The organism is Armatimonadota bacterium (genome assembly GCA_031081585.1).
Classification (GTDB): Bacteria; Sysuimicrobiota; Sysuimicrobiia; order Sysuimicrobiales; family Humicultoraceae; genus Geohabitans; species Geohabitans tengchongensis.
The window spans coordinates 41,549-67,857 of record JAVHLY010000005.1; the positions used below are offsets into that span (position 1 = coordinate 41,549).

28 protein-coding genes, 1 tRNA gene and 1 pseudogene are annotated in these 26,309 nt (G+C 73.7%); 12 read left to right on the forward strand and 18 right to left on the reverse strand.

Annotation, left to right across the window (positions count from 1 at the left end):
• The first annotated feature begins 48 nt into the window (after nucleotides 1-48).
• From RB146_03120 to RB146_03130, 3 genes are all read left to right on the forward strand, one after another.
• A complete protein-coding gene (locus RB146_03120) occupies nucleotides 49-411 on the forward strand; it encodes an STAS domain-containing protein (protein MDQ7827972.1) in 363 nt (120 codons plus the stop codon).
• A 24-nt stretch (nucleotides 412-435) separates the two neighbouring features.
• The gene (locus RB146_03125) at nucleotides 436-894 is read left to right on the forward strand and encodes an ATP-binding protein (protein ID MDQ7827973.1); all 459 of its coding nucleotides are present in this window, start codon (nucleotides 436-438) and stop codon (nucleotides 892-894) included.
• A 130-nt stretch (nucleotides 895-1,024) separates the two neighbouring features.
• Complete coding sequence (locus RB146_03130; GenBank protein MDQ7827974.1) at nucleotides 1,025-1,177, forward strand: hypothetical protein; 153 nt, start codon at nucleotides 1,025-1,027, stop codon at nucleotides 1,175-1,177.
• 183 nt (nucleotides 1,178-1,360) lie between these two features.
• Here the strand turns inward: RB146_03130 and RB146_03135 are convergent.
• Together RB146_03135 and RB146_03140 are read right to left on the reverse strand one after the other, a co-directional pair.
• Nucleotides 1,361-1,435: transfer RNA gene (locus RB146_03135), tRNA-Val, on the reverse strand.
• Nucleotides 1,436-1,513: 78 nt separating this feature from the next.
• Complete coding sequence (locus RB146_03140; protein ID MDQ7827975.1) at nucleotides 1,514-2,029, reverse strand: ECF transporter S component; 516 nt, start codon at nucleotides 2,027-2,029, stop codon at nucleotides 1,514-1,516.
• A gap of 161 nt (nucleotides 2,030-2,190) precedes the next feature.
• Here RB146_03140 and RB146_03145 point away from each other — a divergent pair, with 161 nt between their 5' ends.
• The 5 genes from RB146_03145 to RB146_03165 all read left to right on the forward strand — a co-directional run bounded on the left by RB146_03145 (nucleotide 2,191) and on the right by RB146_03165 (nucleotide 7,454).
• The gene (locus RB146_03145) at nucleotides 2,191-3,021 is read left to right on the forward strand and encodes a basic amino acid ABC transporter substrate-binding protein (GenBank protein MDQ7827976.1); all 831 of its coding nucleotides are present in this window, start codon (nucleotides 2,191-2,193) and stop codon (nucleotides 3,019-3,021) included.
• Between the two features lie 61 nt (nucleotides 3,022-3,082).
• Entirely contained in the window at nucleotides 3,083-3,901 is an 819-nt protein-coding gene (locus RB146_03150; protein MDQ7827977.1) for an amino acid ABC transporter permease, read from the forward strand.
• Nucleotides 3,902-3,904: 3 nt separating this feature from the next.
• Nucleotides 3,905-4,915 (forward strand): ABC transporter permease, encoded by a 1,011-nt coding sequence (locus RB146_03155; GenBank protein MDQ7827978.1) that lies wholly within the window; start codon nucleotides 3,905-3,907, stop codon nucleotides 4,913-4,915.
• Nucleotides 4,915-5,790: an ABC transporter permease gene (locus RB146_03160; protein MDQ7827979.1), complete on the forward strand. Its 876-nt coding sequence runs from the start codon at nucleotides 4,915-4,917 to the stop codon at nucleotides 5,788-5,790. The genes RB146_03155 and RB146_03160 overlap by 1 nt, the downstream gene beginning before the upstream one ends.
• Nucleotides 5,791-5,870: 80 nt before the next feature.
• Complete coding sequence (locus RB146_03165; GenBank protein ID MDQ7827980.1) at nucleotides 5,871-7,454, forward strand: ABC transporter substrate-binding protein; 1,584 nt, start codon at nucleotides 5,871-5,873, stop codon at nucleotides 7,452-7,454.
• 149 nt (nucleotides 7,455-7,603) lie between these two features.
• Here the strand turns inward: RB146_03165 and RB146_03170 are convergent, their stop codons facing one another.
• Both RB146_03170 and RB146_03175 read right to left on the reverse strand, forming a co-directional pair.
• Nucleotides 7,604-8,611 carry a hypothetical protein gene (locus tag RB146_03170; GenBank protein MDQ7827981.1) on the reverse strand — a complete coding sequence of 336 codons (1,008 nt, stop codon included), beginning with the start codon at nucleotides 8,609-8,611 and terminating at the stop codon, nucleotides 7,604-7,606.
• A 4-nt stretch (nucleotides 8,612-8,615) separates the two neighbouring features.
• Nucleotides 8,616-9,602 carry a D-glycerate dehydrogenase gene (locus RB146_03175; protein MDQ7827982.1) on the reverse strand — a complete coding sequence of 329 codons (987 nt, stop codon included), beginning with the start codon at nucleotides 9,600-9,602 and terminating at the stop codon, nucleotides 8,616-8,618.
• 197 nt (nucleotides 9,603-9,799) lie between these two features.
• Between RB146_03175 and RB146_03180 the strand changes: the two are divergent.
• Nucleotides 9,800-9,949 (forward strand): annotated as a pseudogene (locus tag RB146_03180) (helix-turn-helix domain-containing protein).
• Nucleotides 9,950-9,979: 30 nt separating this feature from the next.
• On the opposite strand, the gene RB146_03185 reads toward RB146_03180, so the two are convergent.
• From RB146_03185 to RB146_03240, 12 genes are all read right to left on the reverse strand, one after another.
• Complete coding sequence (locus tag RB146_03185) at nucleotides 9,980-10,585, reverse strand: ABC transporter permease subunit (protein ID MDQ7827983.1); 606 nt, start codon at nucleotides 10,583-10,585, stop codon at nucleotides 9,980-9,982.
• A 410-nt stretch (nucleotides 10,586-10,995) separates the two neighbouring features.
• Nucleotides 10,996-11,844 carry an ABC transporter permease gene (locus RB146_03190; protein ID MDQ7827984.1) on the reverse strand — a complete coding sequence of 283 codons (849 nt, stop codon included), beginning with the start codon at nucleotides 11,842-11,844 and terminating at the stop codon, nucleotides 10,996-10,998.
• A 19-nt stretch (nucleotides 11,845-11,863) separates the two neighbouring features.
• Entirely contained in the window at nucleotides 11,864-12,712 is an 849-nt protein-coding gene (locus RB146_03195; protein ID MDQ7827985.1) for an ABC transporter permease, read from the reverse strand.
• Between the two features lie 62 nt (nucleotides 12,713-12,774).
• Nucleotides 12,775-13,761, reverse strand: coding sequence for a succinylglutamate desuccinylase/aspartoacylase family protein (locus tag RB146_03200; protein MDQ7827986.1), 987 nt, complete (start codon nucleotides 13,759-13,761; stop codon nucleotides 12,775-12,777).
• On the reverse strand, nucleotides 13,758-14,957 hold the full coding sequence (locus RB146_03205; GenBank protein MDQ7827987.1) for an ABC transporter ATP-binding protein: 1,200 nt from the start codon (nucleotides 14,955-14,957) through the stop codon (nucleotides 13,758-13,760). The genes RB146_03200 and RB146_03205 overlap by 4 nt, the downstream gene beginning before the upstream one ends.
• An 84-nt stretch (nucleotides 14,958-15,041) precedes the next feature.
• A complete protein-coding gene (locus tag RB146_03210) occupies nucleotides 15,042-16,115 on the reverse strand; it encodes an extracellular solute-binding protein (GenBank protein ID MDQ7827988.1) in 1,074 nt (357 codons plus the stop codon).
• Nucleotides 16,116-16,967 (reverse strand): IclR family transcriptional regulator, encoded by an 852-nt coding sequence (locus tag RB146_03215; GenBank protein MDQ7827989.1) that lies wholly within the window; start codon nucleotides 16,965-16,967, stop codon nucleotides 16,116-16,118.
• A 105-nt stretch (nucleotides 16,968-17,072) separates the two neighbouring features.
• Nucleotides 17,073-17,501, reverse strand: coding sequence for a cyclic nucleotide-binding domain-containing protein (locus RB146_03220; GenBank protein ID MDQ7827990.1), 429 nt, complete (start codon nucleotides 17,499-17,501; stop codon nucleotides 17,073-17,075).
• A 119-nt stretch (nucleotides 17,502-17,620) separates the two neighbouring features.
• A complete protein-coding gene (locus RB146_03225; protein ID MDQ7827991.1) occupies nucleotides 17,621-18,193 on the reverse strand; it encodes a nitroreductase in 573 nt (190 codons plus the stop codon).
• Between the two features lie 285 nt (nucleotides 18,194-18,478).
• Nucleotides 18,479-20,344 (reverse strand): lytic transglycosylase domain-containing protein, encoded by a 1,866-nt coding sequence (locus RB146_03230; protein MDQ7827992.1) that lies wholly within the window; start codon nucleotides 20,342-20,344, stop codon nucleotides 18,479-18,481.
• 175 nt (nucleotides 20,345-20,519) lie between these two features.
• The gene (gene rlmD / locus RB146_03235; protein ID MDQ7827993.1) at nucleotides 20,520-21,845 is read right to left on the reverse strand and encodes a 23S rRNA (uracil(1939)-C(5))-methyltransferase RlmD; all 1,326 of its coding nucleotides are present in this window, start codon (nucleotides 21,843-21,845) and stop codon (nucleotides 20,520-20,522) included.
• Between the two features lie 74 nt (nucleotides 21,846-21,919).
• A complete protein-coding gene (locus tag RB146_03240) occupies nucleotides 21,920-22,738 on the reverse strand; it encodes a hypothetical protein (GenBank protein MDQ7827994.1) in 819 nt (272 codons plus the stop codon).
• Nucleotides 22,739-22,843: 105 nt separating this feature from the next.
• Here RB146_03240 and RB146_03245 point away from each other — a divergent pair, with 105 nt between their 5' ends.
• Complete coding sequence (locus RB146_03245) at nucleotides 22,844-23,161, forward strand: hypothetical protein (protein MDQ7827995.1); 318 nt, start codon at nucleotides 22,844-22,846, stop codon at nucleotides 23,159-23,161.
• Between the two features lie 30 nt (nucleotides 23,162-23,191).
• On the forward strand, nucleotides 23,192-23,722 hold the full coding sequence (locus RB146_03250; protein ID MDQ7827996.1) for a thioredoxin family protein: 531 nt from the start codon (nucleotides 23,192-23,194) through the stop codon (nucleotides 23,720-23,722).
• Nucleotides 23,723-23,761: 39 nt separating this feature from the next.
• Here the strand turns inward: RB146_03250 and RB146_03255 are convergent, their stop codons facing one another.
• Nucleotides 23,762-24,778 carry a zinc-dependent alcohol dehydrogenase family protein gene (locus RB146_03255; protein MDQ7827997.1) on the reverse strand — a complete coding sequence of 339 codons (1,017 nt, stop codon included), beginning with the start codon at nucleotides 24,776-24,778 and terminating at the stop codon, nucleotides 23,762-23,764.
• A 14-nt stretch (nucleotides 24,779-24,792) separates the two neighbouring features.
• The gene (locus RB146_03260; protein ID MDQ7827998.1) at nucleotides 24,793-25,482 is read right to left on the reverse strand and encodes a phenylalanine--tRNA ligase beta subunit-related protein; all 690 of its coding nucleotides are present in this window, start codon (nucleotides 25,480-25,482) and stop codon (nucleotides 24,793-24,795) included.
• A gap of 99 nt (nucleotides 25,483-25,581) precedes the next feature.
• Between RB146_03260 and RB146_03265 the strand changes: the two genes are divergently transcribed.
• On the forward strand, nucleotides 25,582-26,262 hold the full coding sequence (locus RB146_03265; GenBank protein MDQ7827999.1) for a hypothetical protein: 681 nt from the start codon (nucleotides 25,582-25,584) through the stop codon (nucleotides 26,260-26,262).
• Nucleotides 26,263-26,309 lie beyond the last annotated feature (47 nt).

The window sequence follows — 26,309 nt, forward strand, 5'->3', positions numbered from 1 at the left end:
CCGAGGGCACCTGGTGGTCGGAGTGTCGGCCTGGCAAGGGGGAGGGCCATGCCGGACACGTTGGAGGTCATCGTGGAAGGGAATGCAGTCACGATCGTCCGCGTGCGGGGTGAGGTGGACATCCTGACCGCGCCGGCGCTCCGCACCAGGCTGGCCGAGGCCGCGCGGCGGGGGCGGGATCTCGTGGTGTATCTGTCGGAGGCGGAGTTCTTCGATGCCAGCGGTTTGCGCGTGCTGGACCAGATCGCCGTGCTGGCCAGCGAGCACGGCACCCGCCTGGCGCTGGTGGCGCCGGAGCGGTCGTCCATTCGGCGACTGCTGAACATCGTCCGGCTCGACGAGCGCATTCAGGTCTGTGACAGCGTGGCCGCGGCGACGGCCTTCCTGATGGAGGACCCGCGCGGGAACTGACCCCCGGGCCAGGAGGAGGCGCTGGTGGAAGGTCCCGCCAACGGCACGCCGACGCACTCCCACCCCTCCGTTGGCTCCGACAACGAATGGACGACCATCTTCGAGGACGTGGCCGGGCAGGTCCCCTTTCAGGCCATCCGGGCCGAGATCTACCGACGGGCGCGGGAGGCCGGCTTCGCCGAGCAGGCCGCCTGGGACCTGGCGATGGCCGTCCACGAGGCGGTCGCGAATGCCGCCACCCACGGCTCCCCCAGCCGCCAGGAGGACCTGGTGCGGGTGCAGCACCGCGTGCGCCGCGGCGTCTTCGAGTGCCGCACCACGAGCCGCCACCTGGCCTGGGAGCTGCCCCCGCCGGGCCGGCCGAGCAGCCTCAGCCGCCCGGGACTGGGCTTCTTCCTCATCCGCACCTTCGTCGACGAGGTCGTCCTCGACAAGGACAGTGGGCGCAGCGAGCTGACGCTGCGCCGGAAGATCCCGCGCTAGGCGTTTTCGCTGTATGGCTGCTGGTCGCGATCTTCACAGGACTGGGGATCGCTGTCCTTCTCGGAGCGGGTACCTCAGCTCCCTGGGGCCCGCTCTCAGAACCTGCGACGTACCCCGGGGAGGGGGATTTATGCACAAGCGTACGTGGCGGAGCCGTGTCGTGTTCTTCATCGACAACATCGCGGCGAGCGGCCAGCGGATCCGACAGACCATCGGGGAAGGGGACGAGGGCCGGCGCCTGGCCCGGAAGGTGCTCGCGCAGCGCGAGGCCAAACGCGCCTAGGGATCTCGAACCTGCCGCCTCGCGGACGGCGCGGTTCGGGGAGTTCGCAGAAGACTGGCTGCGCCGCGTGCACTCGGTGATTCCCTTAGAATGGCTGTAATTAAGCTGTAGTCAGGGCCTCCGGCGGGAAGGAAGCGTAACGGGACGCGGTGCGAAACCCCGCGTCCCGTCTACATTTTCGAGTGGTGGGCGCTGGAGGACTTGAACCTCCGACCTCCTCTGCGTCAGAGAGGCGCTCTACCTCTGAGCTAAGCGCCCGCGGCAGACACCCTCAGTATACCGGAGCTACACCGGGGAGGGAACCGAGCGCGGCCGGCGGGTCGGCCGCCCGGCGTCCTAGGACGCCTGCCCCGCCAGCGCCCGCAGGCGCAGCGTCACCGGCAGGGCCACGACGATCCCCACCACCGCCTGCACCACGTTGAAGGGCAGCTCGGTGAGGGCCGCCGTCAGGGCCGCGCTGCGCGTGTCCGCGAAGCCCAGGAACCGGAAGAAGACAGTCTGGGCCAGGAAGTAGCCCAGCACCATCCACGCCCCGCCCACGACGAGCCCCCGCAGGCGGCTCCCCAGCGTGGCGCCAGCCAGGCGGCCCACCAGGTACCCTTCCACCCCCTTGATGATCAGCGTGAAGAGGGCGTAGTGCTGGTACCCGGCGTGCAGGTCCGCCAGCGCCGACCCCAGGCCTCCGGCGAGCAGCCCCACCAGCGGGCCGAAGGCGATGGCCGCGATGTAGATGGCCACCTCGCCCAGGTTGAAGTAGCCCTTCGTCGCCGGGATGGGCATCACCGTGTACCGGGTGATGACGAAGACCAGGGCGATGAAGATCCCGGCGGCAGCCAGGTCACGCGTCCTCACAGGTCCCTCCCTCCTGCCAGGAGCGGGTGTCACGGCGGCCGGCCTCGCCGGCGGACGACCGCGCCGCCCCCACGCCAGGAAAACCGGCGGTGACGTGCAAACTAGATTATAGTCCCTGGTAGACGGCGCAGGATGAACGCCCCGGAGGGGGGAGGGTGCCCATGAGGAGAACTCCGCGAGGCATCGTGCTGGTGGCCCTGCTGGTGGCCGTGCTGGTCGCGGCCGGCTGCCAGCGGCAAGCGCAGCAGGCTCCGCCCGGCCAGGCCTCGCCGGCGGCAGGGCAGGTCCCCGACCTGGGCGGCCGGACGCTTCGCGTCGCCACCGACGCTACCTACCCGCCCTTCGAGATGCTCGACCCGAACAAGAACATCATCGGCTTCGACGTCGACCTGATCACCGAGATCTGCAAGCTGGCCAACTGCAAGCCCCAGATCCAGAGCGTGGCCTGGGAGGGCGTGCTGGCCGGCGTCCAGAAGGGCGACTTCGACGTGGCCATCTCCGGCATCACCATCACCGCGGAGCGGGACAAGACCGTCGACTTCACCCAGCCCTACATCGAGGTGGGGCAGCAGGTCCTGGTGCGCCAGGACGAGACGCGCATCCGCGGGGCCGAGGACCTGGCCGACAAGACGGTGGCCGTCCAGATCGGCACCACCAACGACGAGCTGGCCACCCAGATGCAGAAGGAGGGGAAGGTCAAGGAGGTCAAGCGCTACCGCACCTTCGACCTGGCGGTGCAGGCCCTGCTCAACCGGGACGTGGACGCGGTGATCATCGACAGCGTGGCCGCGCTCGGGTACATGGGGACCAACCCCGGGAAGCTGAAGACCGTCGGGGAGAAGCTGACGCGGGACCAGCTGGGGATCGTGGTGCGCGAGGGCAACACGGAGCTGCGCAACGCCTTCAACGCCGCGCTGGACCAGCTCAAGGCCAACGGCACCCTGGCCCAGCTCCAGAAGAAGTGGTTCGAGGAGTGGAAGCCCACGCAGTAGGGGAGGACGGCGGCGCCAGGGGACCGGGGGCAGCGCCCTCCCGGTCCCCTCGCCGCTCCTGGTGAGCCTGGGCCCGGTCGGGACCAGCGAGGCCCGCCGGGCGGGGACCGGGCGGCTCCTCCCCCTCCCGCTCGAGCGCCTCCCCTGGTGGGCCCTGGTGCTGGCCATCGGGGGGATCCTGGTGGCACTGCGCGTCGCCGGCTCCCCGGTCTACCGCGAGACCCTCGCCTTCCTGGCCGAGGGCGTCCTCCTGACGCTCTACCTCTCCCTGGCTTCCTACGCGCTGGCGCTGGTGGTCGGGCTCGTAGCCGGGCTGGCGCGGGTCTCGCGCAACCCCTGGCTGCACACGCCGGCGATCCTCTACATCGAGGTGGTGCGCGGGGTCCCGCTGCTGGTCTTCCTCCTCTACGTCGCCTTCGTGGCCACCCCGGCCATCGCCGACGCCACGGGGATGCGCTGGTGGCGCGACCCGGTGGTGCGGGCGGTGCTGGCGCTGGGGATCGGCTACGGGGCCTACCTGGCGGAGATCTACCGGGCGGGCATCGAGGCCATCCCGCGGGGCCAGGTGGAGGCGGCCCGCTCGCTGGGGCTCAGCTACGGGCAGACGATGCGCTACGTCGTCCTGCCGCAGGCGCTGCGCATCATCCTGCCGCCACTGGGCAACGACTTCGTGGCCATGCTGAAGGACTCGTCGCTGGCCTCGGTGATCTCCGTGCAGGAGCTCACCTACTCGGGCAACCTGCTCAACGCGCGGACCTTCCGGGCCTTCGAGACCTACAACATGGTGGCGCTGCTCTACCTGCTCATGACGCTCGTGGGCTCGGCCGGCGTGCGGGCGCTGGAGCGCTGGGCCGGCCGGGGCGTGCGCCCCCACCCCTGAGCGGTGCTGCGCTACATCCTCACCCGCCTGGCCCTCACCCTGCCTATGCTGCTGGTGCTGCTCACGGTCGTCTTCGTCATCCTGCGGGTGTTGCCGGGCGACCCGTGCCTGGCGCTGCTGGGCGGGCGCAACGTCACCCTGGAGACCCTGGCACGGTGCCGCGCCCAGCTCGGGCTCGACCGCCCCCTGCCGGTGCAGTACCTGGACTACCTCGGCGACGTGGCCCGACTGGACTTCGGCACCTCCGTCCGCACCGGGCTCCCGGTGACCCAGGAGCTGCTGCTGCGCCTTCCGGCCACGCTGGAGCTGGCGGTCTTCGGCATGCTCGCCGCCACCGCCATCGGGGTGGGGACGGGCCTCGTGGCCGCGGTCCGCCGCGACCGCCCCGCCGACCACCTGGTCCGCCTGTTCAACATCGCCTCCTTCGCCATGCCCGTCTTCTGGATCGGGCTCATGCTGCTGATGCTCTTCGCGGTGCGCTGGCGGGTGCTGCCGGCGGGGGGCCGCCTGGACCCGGTGGCCGCCGCCTTCTTCGAGCCGATCACCCACCTCTACACGGTGGACACGCTGCTGCGCGGGGACCTGCGCCTGTTTCTCGGCGCCCTGCGCCACCTGGTGCTCCCGACGCTCACGCTCGGGCTGGTCGTGTCGGGGTTCATCGGGCGGATGACCCGCACGAGCATGCTGGAGGTGCTGGAGCGCGAGTACGTCACCGTGGCCCGGGCCAAGGGGTTGCCCGAGCCGGTGGTGGTCCGCCGCCACGCCCTGCGCAACGCCCTCATCCCCATCGTCACGGTGGTGGGGCTCCAGTTCGCCCTGCTGATGGCCGGGGCCATCCTCACCGAGACGGTCTACTCCTGGCCCGGGGTGGCCCGCTACCTGCTGGAGGCGATCTCCTCGCGAGACTTCGCCGCCATCCAGGGCGCCGTGGTCTTCATCGCGCTGTTCATCTCGGCGGTCAACCTGGCGGTGGACGTCCTCTACGCCCGGGTGGACCCGCGCATCCGCTTCTGATGCGCCGGGTCCGCCGCGCGCCGGTGCCCCCGGGCCGCCGCGTGCGCCACCCGGTCCGCCGCGGGTACCTGCTCGTGGGCGGCGCGGCCATCGTCGCCCTGGTGGTGCTGGTGACGCTGGCCGCCCCCGTCCTGGCCCCCTACGACCCCACGGCCCCGACGGGCGCGGACCGCCTCCAGCCCCCGTCGCCGGCCCACCCCATGGGGACGGACCAGCTGCAGCGCGACGTGCTGAGCCGGGTGCTGTACGGGGGGCGCGTCCCGCTCCTGGTGGCGGCGCTCTCGGTGGCCATCTCGCTGAGCGCGGGGACGGCGCTCGGGTGGGTGGCCGGGGCCGCCGGCGGCGGGCTGGATCGGGTCCTCTCCCTGGTGATGGACGCGATCTACTCCTTCCCCGCCCTCATCCTGGCCATCGCCATCGTGGCCATGCTGGGCCCGGGGCTGACCAACATGACGGCGGCCATCGCCTTCGTCTACGTCCCGGCCTACTTCCGGGTGGCGCGGGCGCAGGTGCTGGTGGTGCGGGAGCAGGAGTTCGTCGAGGCGGCGCGGGCGGTGGGGGCCTCCGGCAGCCGCGTGCTCCTGCGGCACATCGCCCCCAACACCCTGAGCGCGGTGATGACCGTCCCTTCCTTCAACATCGCCGACGCCATCCTCACCGAAGCGGCGCTGGCCTTCCTGGGCTTCGGGCTGCCGCCTCCCACGCCGGACTGGGGCTTCGACATCCAGAACGGCCAGAAGTTCCTGCAGGCGGGCTACTGGTGGCTCATTACCTTCCCCGGCCTGATGATCATCCTCCTCTCCCTGGGGTTCGGGATGCTGGGGGAAGGGCTGGCCGACCGGCTCAGCCCCCGCCGGCGCCGCGCCGTCGAGTAGGTCGCTGCGCGGCAGGATGCCCCCTGCGCTACACTGAAATCGCTACCGGGAGAAGCGATCCCAACCACGGGGGGTGAGGCATGACCGCATCACGCCTGTGTGCCGTCCTGCTGGTGGCGGGGCTCGTGGTCGTCCTGGGGGCGCCGGCGTCCCGGGCGCCCGCAGCCACGCCGCGCGACACGCTGGTCCTGGGAACCACCGACAAGATCACCGAGCTCTCTCCGGAGAACTCCTACGACTACTGGACCTGGCACGTCTTCGCGCAGGTCTCGGAGGCGCTCGTGCAGTTCAAACCCGGGACCACGGACATCGTGGGGCAGCTGGCGGAGTCCTGGCAGGTCTCCGATGACGGGCTCACCTACACCTTCAAGCTGCGCCGCGGGGTGACGTTCACCGACGGGACACCCTTCGACGCCGCGGCCGTGAAGTTCTCGCTGGAGCGCGCCCTCAAGCTGGACGGCCCCGAGGGCGGCGTCGGGCTGATCAAGAACATCCGCTTGCCCGTCGAGGTCGTCGACGCCACGACGGTGCGCATCCGGCTGCGCGAGCGGGACGCCACCTTCCTGGCGCGCATGACCCACGGGGTGGCGCCCGCCCACGTCTTCAGCCCCCGCTCCACCCCGGCCAACGAGTTCGCCAAGGGGCGCTTCGCCGGCACCGGACCGTACCGGCTGGCCCAGTACGTGCCGGACCAGCGGACGGTCTACGAGGCCTACCGCGGCTACTGGGGCCCCGCCCCCAAGAGCCGTCGGGTCATCACCGTCTTCCTGGCCGACGCCTCGGCCCTGGCCGCCGCCGTCGAGTCGGGGCAGGTGGACGTCGGGTTCCGCACCTTCAACCCGGAGGACCTGCGGCGGCTGCAGCAGAGCCCCCGGGTGACCGTCATCCGCGGCCCCAGCCTCTCGGTGCGCTACATCGTCTTCAACGTCACGGTGAAACCCTTCGACGACGTCCGCGTCCGCCGCGCCGTGGCGCTGGCGCTGGACCGCGACCGCATCGTGCGCAACGTCTTCGGCGGCCTCAACACTGCGCTCTACAGCATGGTGCCGCCAGGGCTGTGGAGCCACGTGGAGGCCTTCCCGCGCCGCAACCTGGAGCAGGCCCGGGCGCTGCTGCGCGAGGCCGGCTACAGCTCCGGCCGCAAGCTCGCCCTCACCCTGTGGCTCACCCCGGTCCGCTACGGTAACACCGAGCCGGACGCGGGCGCGGTGGTGAAGCGGGCCATCGAGGAGACGGGCCTGGCCACGGTGGAGATCAAGACGCAGGAGTGGGCCACCTACACGAAGTCGATGGCCGCCGGGCAGTTCGGCATGTTCTTCCTGGGGTGGTTCCCGGACTTCGTCGACCCCGACAACTTCCTGGCCCCCTGGCTCATCGAGTCGCCGGAGAGCCTGGGCACCTTCCTCAACAAGGCCACCAGCGCGCGGGACAAGCAGTACGCGCAGCAGTTCCGCCAGCTCCTCACCGAGGCCAAGCAGACCACCGACCGGGCTCGGCGCACCCAGCTCTACCAGCAGACCCAGCGGCTGCTGGCCGAGTCGGCCATCCTGGTGCCGATGTGGACGAACAACCTGCAGGCCTTCGCGGTCGCGCAGAAGAACGTCACCGGCATCCAGCTGAGCCCGGACATGCAGTTCCGCACCTGGACGATCGGCAAGCAGTAGGGGACGTCGCCCGTCGACTCGCGCAGGGCGCCGGGAGCTTCCGGCGCCCTGCGCTCTCTCTGGCCGTCGCGAGCCGCGCCCGGCGGGCCCGCGGCCCCGGCCCCCGGCGGGAGGTCCGCGACGCGCCGCGGCGAGACGGAGCACCCGCACTAGGGCTCGATCACCACCACCCCCTGGACGGCGTGGTCCTGGAAGCGCGCCGGCCAGGGGAGCTCGAGCGCCGTCCACCGCGCTCCCCCGTCGCGCGAGCGGAAGATCCCCCGGTTGTTGGCGGCGTAGACCACCCCGGGTGCCTGCGGGTGGGTGGCCAGCACCGTGATCGTGGTGCGGCGCGCCTCCGGCAGCCCCTCCCGGAGGAGCGCCCACGGGCCCTGGCCCTGCCACCGGTAGAGGTAGGTGGTCGCCCGCCCGGCCACGTACGCACTCCCCGGTCCCGCCGCCGCCGAGACCACCACGGTCTCGGGATCGCCCGGATCCGCGGCGACGCCGAAGAGGTAGCCGTGGCGCAGGCCCTCCTCGGGTGAACGCCACGACGCGCCGCCGTCCAGGCTCTCGAAGTAGCCGTCCCCCGCCGCGGAGTAGAGGCGGTCGGGCGCGTGGGGGTGGACGGCCAGCGTGTGGGTGTCGTAGGGCCCGCCGGGGACGCGGTCGTGCCAGGTCTCCCCGCCGTCGGCGGAGTGCACCAGGGCCCCGGCCTCGATGGCCACGTAGAGGCGCCCCGGCCGCGCCGGGTCGGGGGCGATCCAGCGGACGTGGTGGGTCTTCGGACGAGGCGGGAAGCTCCAGGTCCGGGCCGAGGGCAGGGCCACAAGCCCGCGCAGCTCCCGCCAGGTGACCCCGCCGTCGTCGGAGCGGAAGAGGCGGCTCGGCTCGGTGCCGGCGTACACGGGGCCGGGACCGCCGTCGTGGGCCGGAGCCACCGCCACCGCGGTGACGTCGTCCAGTCCCGGGGCCGCCGCGCGTTCCCAGGTGCGGCCGCCGTCGGCGCTGCGCCACAGCCCCTCGGCGGTGGCTGCGTAGACCCGCACAGGATCCTGCGGGTCCGCCGCCACGCCCTGGACCGGCTGGCCGGTGAGGCGCTCCTCGACGGCCCACCCAGACCTCCCCTCCCGGACGACCACCACGGCGTCCTCCATCCCCAGGTAGAGGAGGGCCATCCCCCTACCGTCCTTCCAGGACCTCAGGGTTGACGGGATTGGGGGGCCGCCGCCCCTCCAGCACCGCCAGCAGGTTCTCCGCGGCCATGAGCGCCATCTGCGTGCGCGTCCGCACCGAGGCGCTGGCGATGTGCGGGGCGACGGTGACGTTGTCGAGCGTGAGCAGCGGGTGGTCCGGGGGGACCGGCTCCACCTCGAAGACGTCCAGGGCCGCCGCCCAGATGACGCCGTCGCGCAGGGCCTCGTACAGCGCCATGGTGTCGACGATGGGCCCGCGGGCCGTGTTCACCAGCACCGCCGTCGGCTTCATCATCCGCAGCTGCTGGCGGCCGATGAGGTGGCGGGTCTCGGGAGTCAGCGGCGTGTGGATGCTGATGAAGTCGCTCTCGCGCAGCACCTCCTCCAGGGGGCGGAAGACGATGCCCATCTCCCGCTCCAGGTCCTCCCGGCGCACCACGTCGTAGTAGAGGACGCGCATGTCGAAGCCGCGGGCACGCCGGGCCACGGCGCTGCCGATCCGCCCCAGCCCGACGAGCCCCAGGGTGGCGCCGTGCACGTCCTGCCCCAGGAAGAGCATCGGCTGCCAGGAGCGCCACAGGTTGCTGCGGGTGTAGCGGTCGGCCTCGACCAGGCGCCGCGCCGCCGCCAGGATCATGGCCATGGCGAAGTCCGCCACGGTCTCGGTGAGGACCCCCGGGGTGTTCGTGACGACGACGCCGCGCCGCGTGGCCGCCGCCACGTCCACGTTGTCGAAGCCGACGGCATAGTTGGCCACCACACGCAGGCGGGGGGCGCGCGCGAGCAGCTCCTCGTCGATGCGGTCGGTGAGCAGGGCGAGCAGCCCGTCGACGTCGGCGACCTCGCGCAGCAGGACGTCGCGGGGCGGGGGGATCTCGTCCTGCTCCCACAGGCGCATCTCCGTCCGCTCCCGGATGAGGGCCAGGGCGGGCTCGGGGAGCGGCCGCGTGACGTAGACCTTGGGTCGGGCCATGGGACCTCCTCCGTGATGCCGGACGCGGTCTGGGGGCAGACCGCCCTCGAAGGGGGTTTTCACCCTCCACGCCGCCACCTCCCCCTCGCCGCCAAACACGCTCCCGGCGGCGGCCGCGGAAGGCTGTGACCGCAGTCACCGGCCGGGGATGCGCCGCATCACTCCATCCTCGCCGCGGGCTCTGCCACCATGGCGGCATGCGTCGCGAGCTGCCCGAGCTCCTCACGGTCCGGCAGGCGGCCGCCTACCTGCAGCTCCACCGCCTCACGGTGTACGCCTACGTCCGGCAGGGACGGCTTCCGGCCATCCGGCTGGGCCGGCCGGTGCGGATCCACCGGGACGATCTGGACCGGCTGCTGGTCCCGGTGTGGGTCGGCTCACCGCCCGCGGGCGCCCAGCAGGCGGGAGAGGTCGCGGGGGTCGGTGGCGGCCACCGCCGCCGCGCCGGCCACGGCCGCCGCGGCGATCAGCACGGTGGAGAGGGCGGCGATCACCGGGTCCTGGTGGCGCTGGATGTAGTAGAACATGGCCACCGGCAGCGTGACGTTGTCGGTCTTCACGAGGAAGAGCGAGGTCTCCACCTGGTCCCAGGAGATGATGAAGGCGAAGAAGGCGCTGACGGCCAGCCCCGTGCGGATCTGCGGCAGCGTCACCCGCAGGAAGGTCTGCAGCGGCGTCACTCCCAGGTCCATGGCCGCTTCCTCCAGGACCCGCTCCGCGCTCACCAGGCTGGCCGAGAGGATCGAGATGGCGAACGGCAGCGTCACCATCAGGTGGGCCAGGACGAGGCTGTCCAGCCCGCCGAAGCGGCGCAGGAGGATCATGTAGACCATGATGGCTACGCCGAAGGCGATCCGCGGCACGATGAGCGGCGCCAGGAAGACCGCGCGCAGCACCTCCCGGCCGGCGAAGCGGTAGCGCACCAGTCCCAGGGCGGCCAGGGTCCCCAGCCCCAGACTCCCGGCCGTGGCCGCCGCCGCCACGAGCAGGGAGTTCAGCGCCGCCCGCAGCAGGTCGTGCTGGGTCAGGAGGCGCTCGAACCAGCGCAGGGAGAACCCCGGCGGCGGGAAGACGGCGTAGGAGACGCTGCTGAAGGCATAGGCAAAGACGAAGAGGATGGGGGCCAGCGGGTTGCCACCGGCACCGCCCGGACCATCCCCCGGAAGGGCGTCCGCTCCAGGCGGTCGAGCAGGCGGCGGACCACCTCGATGCCGACGATCTCATCGCCATGGATGGCCGCCGTTACGCCCAGGGCGGGCCCGGCGCCCGTGCCCCGGACCGTCCAGACCGGGACGCGCAGGAGCATCCCACTGGCGAGCCGGCTCACCTCCAACCACTCCACCGTGCGCCCGGGCATCGTCCCCTCGTTCGCGCCCACCGCCCGCGTGCCCCGTCAGCGCCCCAGCAGCCGGCGCAGGTCGGCGCCTCGCGCCAGGACCAGGCCCGCCGCCACCAGGGCCGCAGCGAACCCGATCAGCACCGTGGAGAGCGCAGCGATGGTCGGGTCCTGCCACTTCTCCATGTAGAGGAACATCTCGACCGGCAGCGTGTTGTTGGCGCCGCGGGTCAAGAAGATCGAGCTCTCCACCTGATCGAAGGAGACGATGAAGGCGAGCACGGCGCTCACCGCCACCCCCGGGCGGATCTGCGGGAGGACGATGCGCCACAGCACCGTCGCCACCCCCGCCCCCAGGTCCTGGGCCGCCTCCTCCACCGAGGGGTCCAACCCCACCAGGTTCGCCGCTAGGATCGTCACCACGAAGGGCAGCACGACGACGGTGTGGGCGAGGACGAGGGGGCCCACGCCCCCCTCCAGCCCCAGACGGGCGAAGAAGATGAACCACCCCACCCCGAGCACGATCTTCGGCATGACGATGGGCGAGAGGAGGAAGGCACGCAGCAGGTCGCGGCCGGGGAAGCGCGCCCGCACCAGCACGACGGCGGCGGGCAGCCCCACGGCCAGGGCGAGCGCGGTGGCGCACACCCCGATCCCCACGCTGCGCAGGAAAGCGCCCCGGAACGCCTCCTGGGCGAGGAGGTGGCCGTACCAGCGGAGCGACAGCCCCGGCGGCGGGAAGACCCCGTAGGCGACGCTGCTGAAGGAGTAGACGACCACGATCGCCAGCGGCAGGAGGACGAACCCGACGCCCAGGGCCAGGCCCGCCCGGAGCACCAGCGTGCGCACCGCCTCGGCGCGCTCCTCCCGGGACGCCGCCCGCAGGTCCTGCGCCAGCACGCTCATCCCCGGTACCTCCCGGCCCTCACACGCTCGGCAGCCGTCGCAGCAGGCCGTTGAGGGTCCAGACGGCGGCGAGGGACAGGACGAGCAGGGTGAGGCCGGCCACGGCTCCCAGCGGCCAGTTGATCTCCACCGTGCTCTGGTAGACCACGAGCGGCAGGACCTGGACGCGCCCCCCGCCCAGCAGCTGCGGCGTCACGAAGCTGCTGAGGGCCAGCGTGAAGCAGATCAACGCCGCGGCGACGACCCCCGGCATGGTCAGGGGCAGCGTGATGTGCGTGAAGGTCGCCCAGGGGCCGGCGCCCAGGTCGCGGGCGGCGTCCTTCAGCGTGGTGTCCAGCCGGACCAGCACGCTGTAGATGGGGAAGACGGCAAACGGCAGCAGGATGTGGGTCAGGCTGACCACCACGCCGCGCAGGTTGAACAGCAGCGGCAGGGGCGTGTCGACCAGGCCCGACGCCCGCAGCGCCGTGTTCACCAGCCCCCGGGTGGCCAGGAGGATGAACCACCCGTAGGTCCGGACCACGACGCTGACCACCAGCGGCGAGAAGAGGAGGAGCGCCACCGCCGCGCGGCTGCCCGGGCGGCGCACCCGGGTGTGCAGCGCGTAGGCGAGCGGGTAGCCCAGCAGCAGAGCCAGCCCCGTGACCAGGACGGCCAGGCGGAGGGACTGGCCGATGACCCGATAGGCGAACGGGTCGGTGAAGAACGCCGCGTAGGTCTCCCACGTCCAGCCCGGGAGGATCCGCCCGGCCTCGAAGCGATGGAAGCTGTTCACCAGGTAGACGCCCAGCGGCACGGCGTAGAGCCCGGCCATGACGAGCAGCGCCGGGGCGAGGAACGCCATCGCCAGGGGCCCCCGGAGCCTCATCGCGCGCCTGCCACCCCGGACACCGCCTCAGCCCCTCACGGCCGGGAGACCGCCTCAGCCCCTCACGGCCGGAAGGCGATGAAGGTGAGGATGTCGCCGGTGGCCACCGCCTGGGTCCCCAGCAGTGGCCAGGCGAGAATCCAGCCGTCCCGCGGGCTGCAAACCTCCTCCACCACGTCCCCCCAGGGATTCCGGATCAGCCCGATGACCTCGCCCTCGCGCACCGCCGTCCCCGGGTCCCGCAGGGGGTGGACCAGCCCGCCCCGGTTGGCGGTGAGCTCGATCCGGGAGAGGGGGCCGGGGATCACCGGAACGTCCACCTGCGGCTCCGGCGCGCCGTCGAGCATCCCCAGGTGGCGCATGACGTTGAGCGTGCCGCGCACGCCGGTCTGGAGCGAGCGCGGGTCCACGCGCCGCCAGGCCAGCAGCTCCAGCACCAGGCAGGGCTTCCCCCACCCCTGCACCATGTCGGTGAAGGTCCCGGTGCGGTGGCGCTCGTGCACGGGGGCCATCTCGATGGTGGTGATCCCGAACGCCTCCGCCAGGGCGCGGCTGCGCCGCCAGAGCGCCTCGTCGCCGGGATGGCGGATGATGCTGAACTCCATCGCCGGGGTGGGGTTGGCGTGGAAGTCCAGGTAGGCGTCGCACCCCGCCGCCAGCCGGGCGATGAGGGCGGCGAGCCGGTGGCTGAGGAGCATCTCGGGGTCGCCGGGGAAGACGCGGTTGAGGTTGTAGCCGTCCTGGGGGGTGAGCATCTGGTGCTGGTGGAAGCTGAAGGGGTTGAGCAGCGGGGCGGCCACGACCGCGCCCCGCAGCCGGGCGGGGTCGACCGCCTCCCGCACGACCCGCCGGATCACCTCCATGCCCGGGACCTCCGTGCCGTGGAGGCCCGCGCCCAGCCAGAGGATCGGCCCGTCGTCGGCGCCGTTGAGCACCAGGAGCGGCAACCGCACCGGGGTGCCGTCCGGCAGCTCGCCGGCCACGACATCCCCCAGGGCGCGCGTGCCCGGCAGGGCGGCGACGCCGCCCACGTCCAGCGTGCGCCTCATCCCCTTCCCTCCCTCAGGGCGGCGGGCACCGCGACCTCGGACCGGGTCAGGGCGGCCGCGCGCCCGGGCACCCGGCCTGCTGCCTCCACCGTCGCCCCCGCCTCATCGTCGGGCGGCACCGTCACCGCCTGCGCCGGGTCCCACGTGGCCCACACCTCGTCGCCGGGGGCGTGGAGCGGCATCCCGGCCACGTAGGGCAGGGTCGCCTGCAGCCGCAGCGGCCCGACGTGCAGCCGGTACCGCACGACGTGCCCGCTGAACGCCCGGTCCTCCACGCGGCCGCGCAGCGCGCCACCGCCGACCGGCGGCCGCGACTCCACCCGCACGCGCTCGGGGCGCAGGCACAGCGTCGCCCGTCGCCCCACCGCCTCCCACCCGCCGCGGCGTCCCTGGACGCGCACCCCGTCGACGCGCAGCGTCACCCACGTCGGCCCCAGCGCCTCCACGACACCGTCCAGGAGGTTGGCATCCCCGATGAAGCCGGCGACGAAGCGCGTGCGGGGGCGCTCGTAGATCTCCAGGGGGTCGCCCACCTGGTAGAGGCGACCGCCGGCCATGACCCCGACGCGGTCGCTCATCGCCAGCGCCTCGCCCTGGTCGTGGGTGACGTAGATGAACGTCGTGCCCACCTCGCGCTGCAGGCGCTTGAGCTCCTCCTGCATCTGCAGGCGCAGCTTGAGGTCGAGCGAGCTGAGGGGTTCGTCCAGCAGGAGGACGCGCGGGCGGGTCACGAGGGCGCGGGCCAGCGCCACGCGCTGCTGCTGGCCGCCGGAGAGCTCCGTCACCCGGCGGGGCCCCAGCCCCTCCAGGCGCACGAGCTCCAGCGCCTCGCCCACCCGCCGCCGCACCTCCCGCTCGGGGACCCGCCGCATCCGCAGGCCAAAGGCGACGTTCTCGTAGACCGTGTAGTGGGGGAAGAGGGCCAGGCGCTGGAAGACCATGTTCGTCTCCCGGCGGTTGGGCGGGGTCCGGCCCATGGGCCGGCCGCCGATGCAGACCTCGCCGGCGTCGGGCAGCTCGAACCCGCCGATGAGGCGCAGGGTGGTCGTCTTGCCGCACCCGGAGGGCCCCAGCAGGGAGAAGAACTCCCCCTCGGCCACGGCGAACGAGACCTCGCACACGGCCACCAGGGCGCCGAAGCGCTTGGTGACCCCCCGCACCTCGACGGCCGGGACTCCCGCTCCCTGTGCGTCCACGCCTGCCTCCCCGCCGCGCCCCCGGGGGCGCGGCGCTCTGCTTCCCCACCGCGCCCCCGGGCGCGGCGCCCTGCCTCCGCCGGCCTACAGCCGGGACTTCACCTCGCGCTCCCAGCGCTGCCGCCACACGCTGGCCTGCTGCGCCATGGTCGCCCAGTCGAGCCAGATGGCCGTGTCGAGCAGGCGGGGGTTGAGGATCTTCTCCACGGTCGGCGACAGCGGCGCCCCGGGGATCGCCGGGATGCTGTAGGTCAGCCGGGCGTAGCGGGCGTTGTTCTCGGTGGCGAGCAGCTCGTTGATGATCTCCTCGGCCACCCGCACCTGCTCGGGGGTGCTGCCCTTGACGATCTGGAGGTAGATGGGGAAGGCGATCACACCCTCCTTGGGGTTGACGAAGCCGAGGGGGGCCCCCTCCGCCGCCCAGAAGGCCCAGATGCTGGTGAACCAGGGGGCCAGGAGGGCCTCGCCGCTCACCAGCATGTTCTTCAGCTGGTCGTTGCTGGTCACCAGGGCACGGATGTTCTTGGCGTTCTCGGCCCAGATCCGGAACCCGGGGTCGATGTTCCGCTCGGAGCCGCCGTTGAGCCGCGCCGCCAGCACCAGGGGGAAGAAGTTGTTGTCGAAGAAGGTGACCTTGCCCCGCCACTTCGGGTCCCACAGGGCGGTCCACGAGTCGGGCGGGTCCTTGACCAGGTCCTTGTTGTACATCAGCCCGAGGGCGCTGATCCCGTAGCCGATGCCCCGGTTCCCGGGGCGCCGCAGGCTGGCGTGCACCGCCCGCATGTTGGGGATGCGCGCCGGGTCGAGCGGCAGCCACATGTCGTCCACGTCCCCGCGGCTGCTGGCGTCGACGTTGAAGTAGCCGAAGTGGATCAGCGGGTTGTTGGGGTTGGCCTGCTTGGCCGCCACCATGCGCGGGTAGGTCACCGTGTTGTTGGACTCCCAGAACTCCACCTCGACGTGCGGGTGGGTCCGCACGTAGCGGGCGACCACCTCGCGGGGGACCACGCCCTGGTTGGCGCCGGCCCAGATGAACATCGTGAGCCGCACGCGGGGCGCCGCGACCGCCGCCGGCAGGACCAGCAGGCCGAGGAGGAGGACGCCGACCAGGCACAGGGCGGCTCCCCGCCAGAGGGTGGTGGATGTGACTCGAGCCATCTATCGTCCCTCCCTTCCCGGGCCCGGCGGTCCGGCCGGCACGCGCGCGCCCGCGGCGGCGACGCCGTCAGGGCGATAGCCGAGCCGCGCGGACAGGCGGCTGCCGGCGCGTACCAGGGCCTCGCGCACGGCGGCCATGTGCCCGGCGCTCCAGGCGCCGGTCGACCCGGAACTGCTGAGTGCGGCCACGACGCGCCCGCGGTGGTCGCGGACGGGGACGGCCAGGCAGCGGGCGCCCTGCACCGTCTCCTCGTCGTCGAGGGCGTAGCCGAGGTGGCGCACCTCTGCCAGGTGCTCCAGGAAGCGCCGCGGCGAGGTGATCGTGCGCGGGGTCAGCCGGGCCATCCCGCGCTGACCGAGGAGCCGCCGCACCTCCTCGTCGGGCAGGCCGGCGGCCAGCACCTTGCCGAGCGCCGTGCTGTGGAGCGGGGCCCGGCGGCCGATGTGCAGGAAGAGGCGCGGGGCGTCCACGCCGCGGACCTGCTCCAGGAGCACCACCTCGCCCTCCTGCAGGGTGGCCAGGGAGATCGCCTCGCCGGTCTCCCGCACGTACGCGTGCAGGACCGGCGCCGCCTCCCGCGTCAGGTCGGTCTGCTGCAGGACGTCGGCGGCGAAGGCCACCGTGCGCGGACCGATCCGGTAGCGCCGCGTCTCCGGCTCCTGCTCCACGACGCCCAGGCGGACCAGGGTGGCCAGCAGGCGGTGGGCCGTACTGGGCGGGAGCCCGCCGCGGAGGGCCAGCGCGGAGAGGGGCTGCGGGCCGTCGCGGGACGCCAGGAGCAGGAGGAGGCGCACGCCCTTCTCCAGGGCGCGAGCGCCGTTCAGTCGCGGGGCCGGGTGTCCATTTCGCATGGCGGAAGAGGATTCTGAATTTGGAGTATGGTAGCGAACCGCGCGGAGCTCGTCAAATGGTGCGTGAGCCGACCCGACGTGGCGTGAGGGCGCGGGTCGGCGGGGCTACTCCTGCTCGCGCGAGAGGGGGTGCTCCCGGAGGCGCCGGACCACCACTTCCAGCAGGCGCACCGCCAGGTCGGGGTGCTCCTTCAGCAGAGCGCGGAAGTCCCAGCGGACCAGCTGCAGGCAGCGGGTGCGCTCCCGCGCCGTGACCGTGGCCGTGCGGGCGCGCTCCTCCATGAGGGCCATCTCCCCGAAGAACTCCCCCGGGCCCAGCTCCCGGATGCGGTGGCCGTCGTGGGTGACCTCGACCCGCCCGTCGACGATGAGGTAGAACCCCACCCCCGGGTCCCCCTGGCGGACGATGACGGCCCCGGGCTCGTAGACCCGCTCCTTCACCGAGCGGGCGATGAGGCTCAGCTCCTCCGCGGTGAGCCCGGCGAAGAGCGGGACCTTCCGCAGCGACGCCACGTAGGCGGCCGTGTCGCTCACGCGCACCCTCCCTGGCCCCACTGCCGGGCGGCTGCGACGTCCGGCCCCGACGGGACCGTTCGCGACATTCGGCGGGTCCGCCAGGCGCCCCTGCCGGCCGCCTGGTGGCGGGTGGTCTCCTACCCCTGGCCGTCGAGCCAGACCGTCTTCTCCGTCGCCGGCGTGCGCCGCTTCTGCGGGACGTCGGCGGGGTAGCCGACGTAGAGCACGCCGGTGATGCGCCGGTCCGCCGGCAGGCCCAGCAGCTCCCGCAGCGGCGGGTAGTCGCGCAGCGGCCCCGTCCGGAAGTAGCTGCCCACGCCCTCGCTCCACAGCCCCAGCATCAGCGCGTACGTCGCCGCGAAGGTGGCCCAGAAGTCCTCCTCGCGCACCTCGGGGTCTTCGGCCACGTGCGCGGTGACGACGATCACGAGCGGGGTGGCCAGCGTGTCCGCGTAGAGCTTCTCCAGCGCCGGCTGGGCCTCCGGGGCGTCGGGGTTGGGCAGGGAGGCGCGCCGGAAGTCGCGGCGGATCTCCGCGAAGCGGCGCTTGGCCGCGCCCTGCAGGACGAAGAATTGCCAGGGCTCGGTGAGGCGGTGGTTCGGCACCCACACCGCGGCGTCCAGCGCCCGCTCTACCACCTCGCGGGGGACGGGGTCGGGGCGCAGCCGGGCGATGCTGCGGCGGGTGCGGATCGCCTCCAGGACGGACATCGAGGCCACGGGCATCCCTCCTTCCGGTGCCGGGATCGGGTGTGTCCGGCGGATGTGGGCGTCCCGACCCGCGGTGGCGGCGCGCACGGCAACCGCCACCACCCTGGACGAGGCCGGAACGGGCCGCCTCGGGCATTCTAGCGCCTGGAGGTCACACCGCGTCCAGGTCCGGGCGGCGTCCGCGCTTTCCGGGGCCCGTCGGCGCTCCGGGGCCCGTCGGGCGCTCCTGGGCGCGTCACCGCGCCAGGGCGTTAGCGCTCCAGGGGCGTCAGGGTTCCAGGAGCGTCAGCGCCCCAGGGCGGCGTAGATCCGCCGGCCCTGCAAGACCCGGTAGACGTACCCGCGGGTCTCCCGGATGGGGATGGTCTCGAGCGCGGCGGGGAGGTCGTCCAGCGGGAGGGTGCGGGCCAGGCGTGCCGCCACCCCCGGCCCCGCGTTGTAGGCGATGAGCGCCAGCACCTCGTTCCCGCGGAAGCGGCGGAGCTGGCGGGCCAGGTAGGTGGCGCCCAGGCGCAGGTTCACCGCCGGGCGCAGCAGCTCGTCCACCGGGAGCGGACGGCCGGCCAGACCTGCCGCCGTGCCCGGCGTGACCTGGGTGAGGCCTACCGCGCCCGCCGGCGAGACCGCCTGCGCGTCGAAGCGGCTCTCCTCCCGGACGAGCGCGAAGAGGAGCGCCGCCGGCAGGCCCGCGCGCCGGGCCTCCTCCGCCACCGCCTGCGCGAAGAGGCGGGGATAGGCCAGGTGGAGTGCGGCAAGGTCGTCGAAGAGGAGCTCCTCGGCGATGCGGATGGCCTCGGGGTGACGGCCGGCGGCGTGCAGGGCGGTGGCCTGCGTCACCCGGTCCCCCGCCCAGGCGGCGGCTTCCGCAGCCTCACCGGAGGCCCGCGCCTCCAGAAGAGCACGGGCCAGCGCCGTGCGCTCGGCGGCGCTGCCCGCAGGGGGGCTGGAGGAGCTGTCGGACAGCGCGCCCGGCGGCACCAGCGTCGTCCCCAGTCCCAGACGCTCCCTGGCCAGCGCCGCGTAGAGGCTCCAGGGAGGGGATTGCGCGGCGGATTGGAGGAGCCGGAGGCGTTCGCTGCGGTCGGGTGTGGCCCGCGCCGCCCAGTAGAGCGCGGCCGCCGCGCGGGCCACGCGCGGCTCGGTCTGCGCGGCCTGGACCCAGCGCGCCCGCGCCTCCTCCGACCGCCCGGCGCGCCACGCCACCCACCCCAGGCGCCAGCGCGCCTCCTCGGCGTTCAGGCCCTCCCGCGCCTGCGCAGCGACCCGCAGCCACCGCTCGGCAGTGGTGAGGTCGCCGCGCCGCTCCGCCGCCAGCGCGAGGTCGAGGGCGATGCGCGCGGCCTGGCGTGCGTCGCGACGCTGCAGCCCTTCGGCGACCCGCGCGGCCCCGGCCTCGTCGCCGCCGCGCAGCAGCGCCCGCGCCTGCCAGTAGGGTGCCGTGCCCGGGTCCATGCCCAGGCGACCGGCCAGCGCCACGGCACGGGCGATCGCCCCGGCGGCCGCGCGCGGGTCCGCGCCGAGGTGCTGCACGCCCCAGACGAACCACGCCTGGGCCGCTGCGGCCGGCGCGCGGGGCGGGCGGCGCACGGCACGGACGATGGCCGTGCGCGCCTCGGCGAAGCTCCCCCGTCCCCACAGCCACACCGCCCGCGCCAGGTGCGCCTCCGCGGGCAGGTCGGCGGGGCGTGGATGACGCCCGAGCCAGGCAGTGGCGGCCCGGCGGGCCTGAGGGGCGCGGGCCTGCTCGGGGAACCCCCATCCGGCCACCATCGCCGCCCGCGCCGCCGCACGCTGGTCCGGCCCCCGGAGGGCCCGGGCCAGCAGCCACCACGCCTCCGCCAGGTCAGCCCGCTCCGGCATGCGAGCCAGCGCGGTGTCGACGACGAGCGGGTAGTACTCGGGACGCGCCACCTCCGCCCGCAGCCCTGCGGCGGCCTCCGCGGTCCGCCCCAGCCGCAGCCGAGCCTCCGCCAGGCGCAGGCGGGCGCGACGTTGGAGCGCAGGAGGAGCCTGGTCCCGCGCCACCGCCGCCAGGTCCTCCGCTCCACCGCGGACGTCGCCCACGGCCAGCCGGGCCCTCCCGCGGTGGAACCGCGCATAGGGCAGCATCGAGCCCGCGCGCACGAGCCCGTCAAAGGCGGCGACGGCCACCTGCCACTCGCCGCGCGCCGCCGACTCCAGGCCCCGGGCGTAAGTGGCGGCGGGCTCTCCATCCGTCTGCGAGCCGGCGGCCGCGCCGGAGCGGGCAGGCGGAGGGGCAGAAACAAGCTGGAGCAGGAGCAGGCAGGCGAGCGGAAGCCGCAGGCGCGACGCCACGGTGGGCCGGTCAGGTGCGGTCGAGGGCGACGACCGTCTCCACGTGGTAGGTCTGCGGGAAGAGGTCGACCGGCTGGACGGCGGCGATGCGGTAGCCGAAGGCGGCCAGTTCCCGCAGGTCGGGGGCGAGCGTGGTGGGGTTGCAGGAGACGTAGACAACGCGCGACGCTCCTGCCCGGCCGATCTTGCGCATCACCCTGGCGCCGGCCCCCGCCCGCGGGGGGTCGAGCACGATGACCTGGGGCGTGCCGAACTGCTCCAGCAGGGCCGGCAGGACCAGGCGCACGTCCCCGGCGTGGAAGGTGGCGTTGCCGATGCCGTTGTGGGCCGCGTTCTGGCGGGCCGCCGCCACCGCCGCGGCGGCCACCTCCACCCCCGCCGCGTGCCGGGCCAGGCGCGCCAGCGCCAGCGTGAAGGTGCCCACCCCGCAGTACAGGTCGAAGACCAGGCCGCCCCGCGCCGGCTCGGCGAAGCGCAGGACCAGCTCGGTGAGCCGCTCCGCCCCCCACGTGCTGGTCTGAAAGAAGGTCTCCGGACCGATGCGGAAGGTGAGCTCCCCCACCCGTTCGGCGATGGCCTCGCGGCCGTGCAGGACTTCTACCGCCTCGAGGGGGGCGCCGTCGGAGGGGGCGTCGCTCGTCCCCCGCACGACGCTGACGACGCTGGGGTCCGTGACCGCCATCCGCTCGGCGAAGGCCTGCGCCTGCGGGAAGGGGCCGCTGCGCGTGACCAGCACCACCATGGTCTCCCCGGTCTGCCGCCCCTCCCGGACCACCAGCCGGCGCAGGAACCCCTGACGCGTGCGCGGGTCGTACAGGCTCAGCCCGTGCTCCAGCGCGAAGGCCCGGGCGGCGTGCACCAGGGCGACGGCGCGCGGGGACTGGAGGAAGCAGGTCTGCAGGGCGACGATGCGGTCCCAGGCCCCGTGCCGGTGGAGGCCGAGGACGCCGTCCGGATGGAAGCTGAACTCCATCTTGTTGCGGTAGTACCAGGGCTCGGGCGGGGTGAGGATCGGCGCCAGGGGGACGTCGCCGAAGCCGCCCAGGTGGGCCAGCGACTCGCGCACGATGGCCGCCTTGGCCTGCGCCTGGGCGGGATAGGCCACGTGCTGCCAGCGACACCCGCCGCAGTCGTCCCGGACGTGGGGGCAGCGCGGCTCGACCCGCACCGGGGAGGCCGCTTCCACCGCCGCCACCACGGCCTCGGCGTGGCGGCGGCGCACGCGGCGGATGCGGGCACGCACGGTCTCCTCGGGGGCGGCCCCCTCGACGAAGACAACGAAGCCGTCCAGCCGCCCCACCCCGGCGCCGCCGTAGGCGAGGCGGTCGACCCGCACCACCACCTCCTCGCCCGGGGCCGGGGGGCGGGCGGGTCGGGCCGACGCCACGCCGCGACCGGGGCGGGCCAGCGCTACTGCGCGGCGGCCGGGCCCTCGAAGAGGCGCAACCGCGTCCAGGTCATGTACCGGTCCGCCATCACCGCCAGCGGCTTGCGGACGAGCGGGAACTCCTCGGCCAGGCGGTCGAGGACGCGGTCCAGCCGCAGCGCGCGCGCCACGCTGTGGGCGGCGGCCAACCGGTAGAAGCGCCGCCCCTCCTCCTCGTACTCGTCCAGGCCCCGCAGCCGCCGCTCGTCCATCCACAGCCCCAGCGCCTGCGCCCCGGTGCGCACCGCCCCGCGGGTGACGTGGTCGGCGAAGATCCCGGAGGTGAAGAGGGCGATGTCGGCGATGCGCTTGTACAGGGGGAAGCGCGCCTCCTCGTCCAGCAGCGCGGCCAGCTCGATCATGTCGTCGATGCTGAGCGTGCTGAGCCGCCGCCGCTCCATCCGCCCGGCCCGCCGGCGCAGGACCGTGATCGTCTCGGTGCGGACGAAGGAGGCGAGCATGTCCACCAGGTAGTCCAGCAGCCGCCGGTCGGCCAGGACGTTGCGCACGGCCCCCGCGTCGAAGACCGGCACGCGCTCGGTCAGGCCCAGCCGCTCCAGGGTGTAGCGCTGCTGCTCCAAGTCGCGCCGCACCTGGCGCAGGAGGATGGCGAAGAGCAGGCGCGGGGAGATGCGCAGGATCTGCTCTTCGTCCTCCCGCAGCCGGTTGATCAGGCGCTCGTCCTCCAGGAGGCGGTCCTGGGCCTCGGGGTCGCGGCGCAGGTCGGCCAGGAGCCGGGACCGCTCGGTGGGCGTGGCGGCGAGCGTCTCGACGATGAAGCGATAGTCGGCGTCGGTCAGCATAACGCCCGTACTACCTCCATAATACCCGGACGGCCGCAAGGTTCCCTCCGCGCTCCCCGGGCGCGCCGGGCGGGCCACCGCTCCTCGCTGGCTATACTGGACGTGATGCGGGTGGAGTTCCTGTACTGGGAGGGGTGCCCCTCCCACCCGGAGGCGCTGGAGCGGCTGCGGCAGGCGCTGCGCGAGGAGGGGATCCTGGCCGCGGTCGAGGTCGTCCACGTGGCCAGCGAGGCGGAGGCCCGGGCGCGGGCCTTCCCCGGCTCGCCGACGATCCGCATCGAGGGCCGGGACATCCAGCCGGAGACGGCGGGACGACCGGCCCTCACCTGCCGGTTGTATATCCTGGAGGATGGTCGCCCCTCGCCGCTCCCCTCGGTGGAGATGATCCGCCGGGCCCTCCGGGCGGCGGCGGGGGTGTCCTGATCCCACATCCTCGCCACGGAGGTGAACGCCATGGCCATCGCCACCGATGAGCGCCTCATCCCCTTCCGTCTGCCCGCCACCGACGGCCGGACCTACGGGCCGGAGGACTTCGCCGACGCCCGGGCGCTGGCGGTCATCTTCTGGTGCAACCACTGCCCCTACGTCCGCGCCTGGGAGGACCGCATCATCGCCCTGCAGCGGGAGTACGCCGACCGCGGCGTGCGCTTCGTCCTCATCAACAGCAACGACGCCACCAAGTACCCGGAGGACTCCTTCGACCAGATGCGCGCCCGCGCCGAGGCCAAGGGGTACCCCTTCCCCTACCTGCACGACGAGTCGCAGGAGGTGGCCCGGCGCTACGGGGCCACCCGCACGCCGGAGATCTTCCTCTTCGACGGGGAGCGCCGGCTGGTCTACCACGGCGCGCCGGACGACAACGTCGAGGACCCCACCGCGGTCCGGCACCACTACCTGCGCGAGGCCCTCGAGGCGGTCCTGGCGGGCCGGCGTCCCGAGACCACGGAGACGCCGCCGCGAGGCTGCTCCATCAAGTGGCGGTAGGAGGCTCCATCAGGCCGCCGGCGGTGGAGCGGCAGGCGCTCACGCCGGGGTCGAGGCCACCTCCAGCACCGCGGCCCCCTGCACCGCCCGGGCTTTGAGGCGGCGCAGGGCGGCGTTGGCCTCGCGGAGCGGGTAGCGCTCCACCTCGGTGCGCACCGGGATCTCTGCGGCCAGGGCCAGGAACTCGCGGGCGTCGCGCGCCGTCAGGTTGGCCACGGACCGCAGGGTGCGCTCGCCGTAGAGCAGCGCGTAGGGCATCTCCGGCAGGCGGTCCAGGTGGACGGCGTTCACGGCCAGCGTGCCGCCGGGGCGCAGGGCGGCCAGCGCGCGCGGGATGACCTGACCGGCGGGCGCAAAGGAGACGGCGCTGTCCAGCGGCTCGGGCGGGGCGGCGTCCACCGGCCCGGTCCACACCGCGCCGAGGTCCTCGGCCAGGCGGCGGTGCGCCTCGCTGCGGGTGAAGACGTAGACCCGGCACCCCCAGTGGCGGGCCACCTGGATGGCCAGGTGGGCCGAGGCGCCGAACCCGTACAGGCCCACCGTCGAACCCGGGAGGACCTCCGCCCGGCGCAGCGACCGGTAGCCGATCACCCCCGCACACAGCAGCGGGGCGGCGGAGACGTCGTCGAAGCGCTCGGGCAGCGGGAAGACGAAGCGACGGTCGGCGACCATCCAGGTGCTGTAGCCGCCGTCCACGTCGTAGCCGGTGAACTGGGCGCTGGGGCAGAGGTTCTCCTCCCCGCGCCGGCAGGCCGCGCAGGCCCCGCAGGCCCGGAAGAGCCAGGTGACGCCTACCCGCTGCCCGGGGGCGAGCCCCGCAGCTGGCCCGTCCGGGCCCACCGCCTCGACGGTGCCCACCACCTGGTGGCCGGGGATCACCGGCAGGCGGTGCGGTACGAGCTCCCCTTCCACGATGTGCAGGTCGGTGTGGCAGACGCCGCAGGCCCGCACCCGCAGCAGGACCTCGCCCGGGCCGGGGTCCGGGCGCGGCGGGTCGGCGGCGGCCAGGGGGTCCGTCTCGACGGGGGCCGGCCGGGTGAGCACCATGGCGGGCATCGCTCCGTCCTCCCTCAGGCGTCCGCGTGGCGGTCCGCCGCCGCAGGCAGGACGGCCACCCCGACGGGCTCCCCGCCAGCGAACCGCCGCATCCGCTCGGCCGCGCGCGCCACGTGATCCTCCAACTGGCGGAGCGGGAACGCCGACGGCGCGTAGATCACCATGAGGACGCGGCGGGTCCGCCCGGTCACCATCGTGCGGCGGGAGTCGCTGGTGGGGGTGCCGCAGGGCCCGGCCCCATCCGCCAGGGTGAGGCGCCCCTCCACCGAATACCACCCCTTGCCGATCGCCTCGTACCCCTCGCCGGGGCGCCCACGCCGCAGGACCAGCGGGCCGACGGCGGCCTCCAGGTCGTGCAGGCCGATGGGGAGGAGGAAGTCCAGCGAGCAGAGGTTGCTCGTGTCGACGACGGCGTTGATCTCCGGGAGGTCCTGGCCACGCAGCACGCGGCGCAGGAGCGCTTCGGAGGAGGGACGGAGCTTGGTGGGGTCGATGCCGATGCGGTGGTACAGCTCCCGCGCCGGGGCGAGCGCCTCGATCTGGGCCGGCTCCCGGCCGGCGTAGCGCCGGCGCAATGCGCTGACCAGGACGGCGATCTCGGCGGCCAGCTCGGGACTGCGCGGGCCCACCTGCACCCCGTCCACCTCGACCAGGCCCACCCGCACCAGGGGGACCACCTCCGGGGCGATCGTCACCTCGCGCATCGTCCTCCGCCATCCGCTCCGAACACCGCCGCGACGGTCACCATTAAAGGGTGTGACCGGACCCGTGTACAACCACCCTGGTGGGGAGCGTGGTCGGGCATGGCACCGCTGTGGCTCGCCGTCCTGATGGCCCTGCTGAGTGTGGCGACCGCGCAGGTCCCCCCGCGGGCGGCTGCCGCGCCGGCCACAGGGCGGTCGGCCGTGACCCCGACCCCGACCCCCGGGAAGGACGCGGCCACCGCCGCATCGGCCAGAGTCACCCCGCCCGCGGCCCCGGCGGGGCACGAGGCCAGCACGGGTGTCGCCCTGGCGCGCGGGGGGTTCGTCACGGTCACGGCGGTGTGGGTGACGGCGGGACTTGCCGCCGATCCGTACTATGCAGCGTGGGTCCCGGACGAACGGGAGCGGACGGTGCACGCCCGTGCCGCAGGTCTCTACACCGTCATGCTGGTCGAGGTCGACAACGTCAGCCCGCTCACCCTGGAGGGGTACCTGTCGGTGAACGTGCGCCTGCGCGTCGAGGGGGTGCTGCGGCGGCCCATCGCCGATGCGGCGCTGGCCCGCCTCGCCCCCTCCCTCCTCCCTCCCCGCGAGGTCGAGCAGATCCCGCCGCGGAGCCGCTTCCTGCGTGCCTACGCCTTTCCGCGGGTCGAGCCGGCGGCGCGCGACGTCCAGCTGGTCGTCCGGCCGCTGTGGCTCTTCGAGCGGCGGCGGCAGGTGGGCGCGCTTCCGGAATTCGAACTGCGCTTCCGCCCCGAGGCGCTGGCCTTCCCGCCATGAACCCGGCCCGGTCCGTGCGCCATCCCCGCCGCGTCGCCGTGCACCGG

Bases quoted from the DNA above. Each gene is read 5' to 3' on its own strand.
- RB146_03120 (MDQ7827972.1), top strand. From the start codon at position 49: ATGCCGGACACGTTGGAGGTCATCGTGGAAGGGAATGCAGTCACGATC.
- RB146_03130 (MDQ7827974.1), top strand. From the start codon at position 1,025: ATGCACAAGCGTACGTGGCGGAGCCGTGTCGTGTTCTTCATCGACAAC.
- RB146_03145 (MDQ7827976.1), top strand. From the start codon at position 2,191: ATGAGGAGAACTCCGCGAGGCATCGTGCTGGTGGCCCTGCTGGTGGCC.
- RB146_03160 (MDQ7827979.1), top strand. From the start codon at position 4,915: ATGCGCCGGGTCCGCCGCGCGCCGGTGCCCCCGGGCCGCCGCGTGCGC.
- RB146_03165 (MDQ7827980.1), top strand. From the start codon at position 5,871: ATGACCGCATCACGCCTGTGTGCCGTCCTGCTGGTGGCGGGGCTCGTG.
- RB146_03170 (MDQ7827981.1), bottom strand. From the start codon at position 8,611: ATGGCCCTCCTCTACCTGGGGATGGAGGACGCCGTGGTGGTCGTCCGG.
- RB146_03175 (MDQ7827982.1), bottom strand. From the start codon at position 9,602: ATGGCCCGACCCAAGGTCTACGTCACGCGGCCGCTCCCCGAGCCCGCC.
- RB146_03190 (MDQ7827984.1), bottom strand. From the start codon at position 11,844: ATGAGCGTGCTGGCGCAGGACCTGCGGGCGGCGTCCCGGGAGGAGCGC.
- RB146_03195 (MDQ7827985.1), bottom strand. From the start codon at position 12,712: ATGAGGCTCCGGGGGCCCCTGGCGATGGCGTTCCTCGCCCCGGCGCTG.
- RB146_03200 (MDQ7827986.1), bottom strand. From the start codon at position 13,761: ATGAGGCGCACGCTGGACGTGGGCGGCGTCGCCGCCCTGCCGGGCACG.
- RB146_03210 (MDQ7827988.1), bottom strand. From the start codon at position 16,115: ATGGCTCGAGTCACATCCACCACCCTCTGGCGGGGAGCCGCCCTGTGC.
- RB146_03215 (MDQ7827989.1), bottom strand. From the start codon at position 16,967: ATGCGAAATGGACACCCGGCCCCGCGACTGAACGGCGCTCGCGCCCTG.
- RB146_03225 (MDQ7827991.1), bottom strand. From the start codon at position 18,193: ATGTCCGTCCTGGAGGCGATCCGCACCCGCCGCAGCATCGCCCGGCTG.
- RB146_03240 (MDQ7827994.1), bottom strand. From the start codon at position 22,738: ATGCTGACCGACGCCGACTATCGCTTCATCGTCGAGACGCTCGCCGCC.
- RB146_03245 (MDQ7827995.1), top strand. From the start codon at position 22,844: ATGCGGGTGGAGTTCCTGTACTGGGAGGGGTGCCCCTCCCACCCGGAG.
- RB146_03250 (MDQ7827996.1), top strand. From the start codon at position 23,192: ATGGCCATCGCCACCGATGAGCGCCTCATCCCCTTCCGTCTGCCCGCC.
- RB146_03255 (MDQ7827997.1), bottom strand. From the start codon at position 24,778: ATGCCCGCCATGGTGCTCACCCGGCCGGCCCCCGTCGAGACGGACCCC.
- RB146_03260 (MDQ7827998.1), bottom strand. From the start codon at position 25,482: ATGCGCGAGGTGACGATCGCCCCGGAGGTGGTCCCCCTGGTGCGGGTG.
- RB146_03265 (MDQ7827999.1), top strand. From the start codon at position 25,582: ATGGCACCGCTGTGGCTCGCCGTCCTGATGGCCCTGCTGAGTGTGGCG.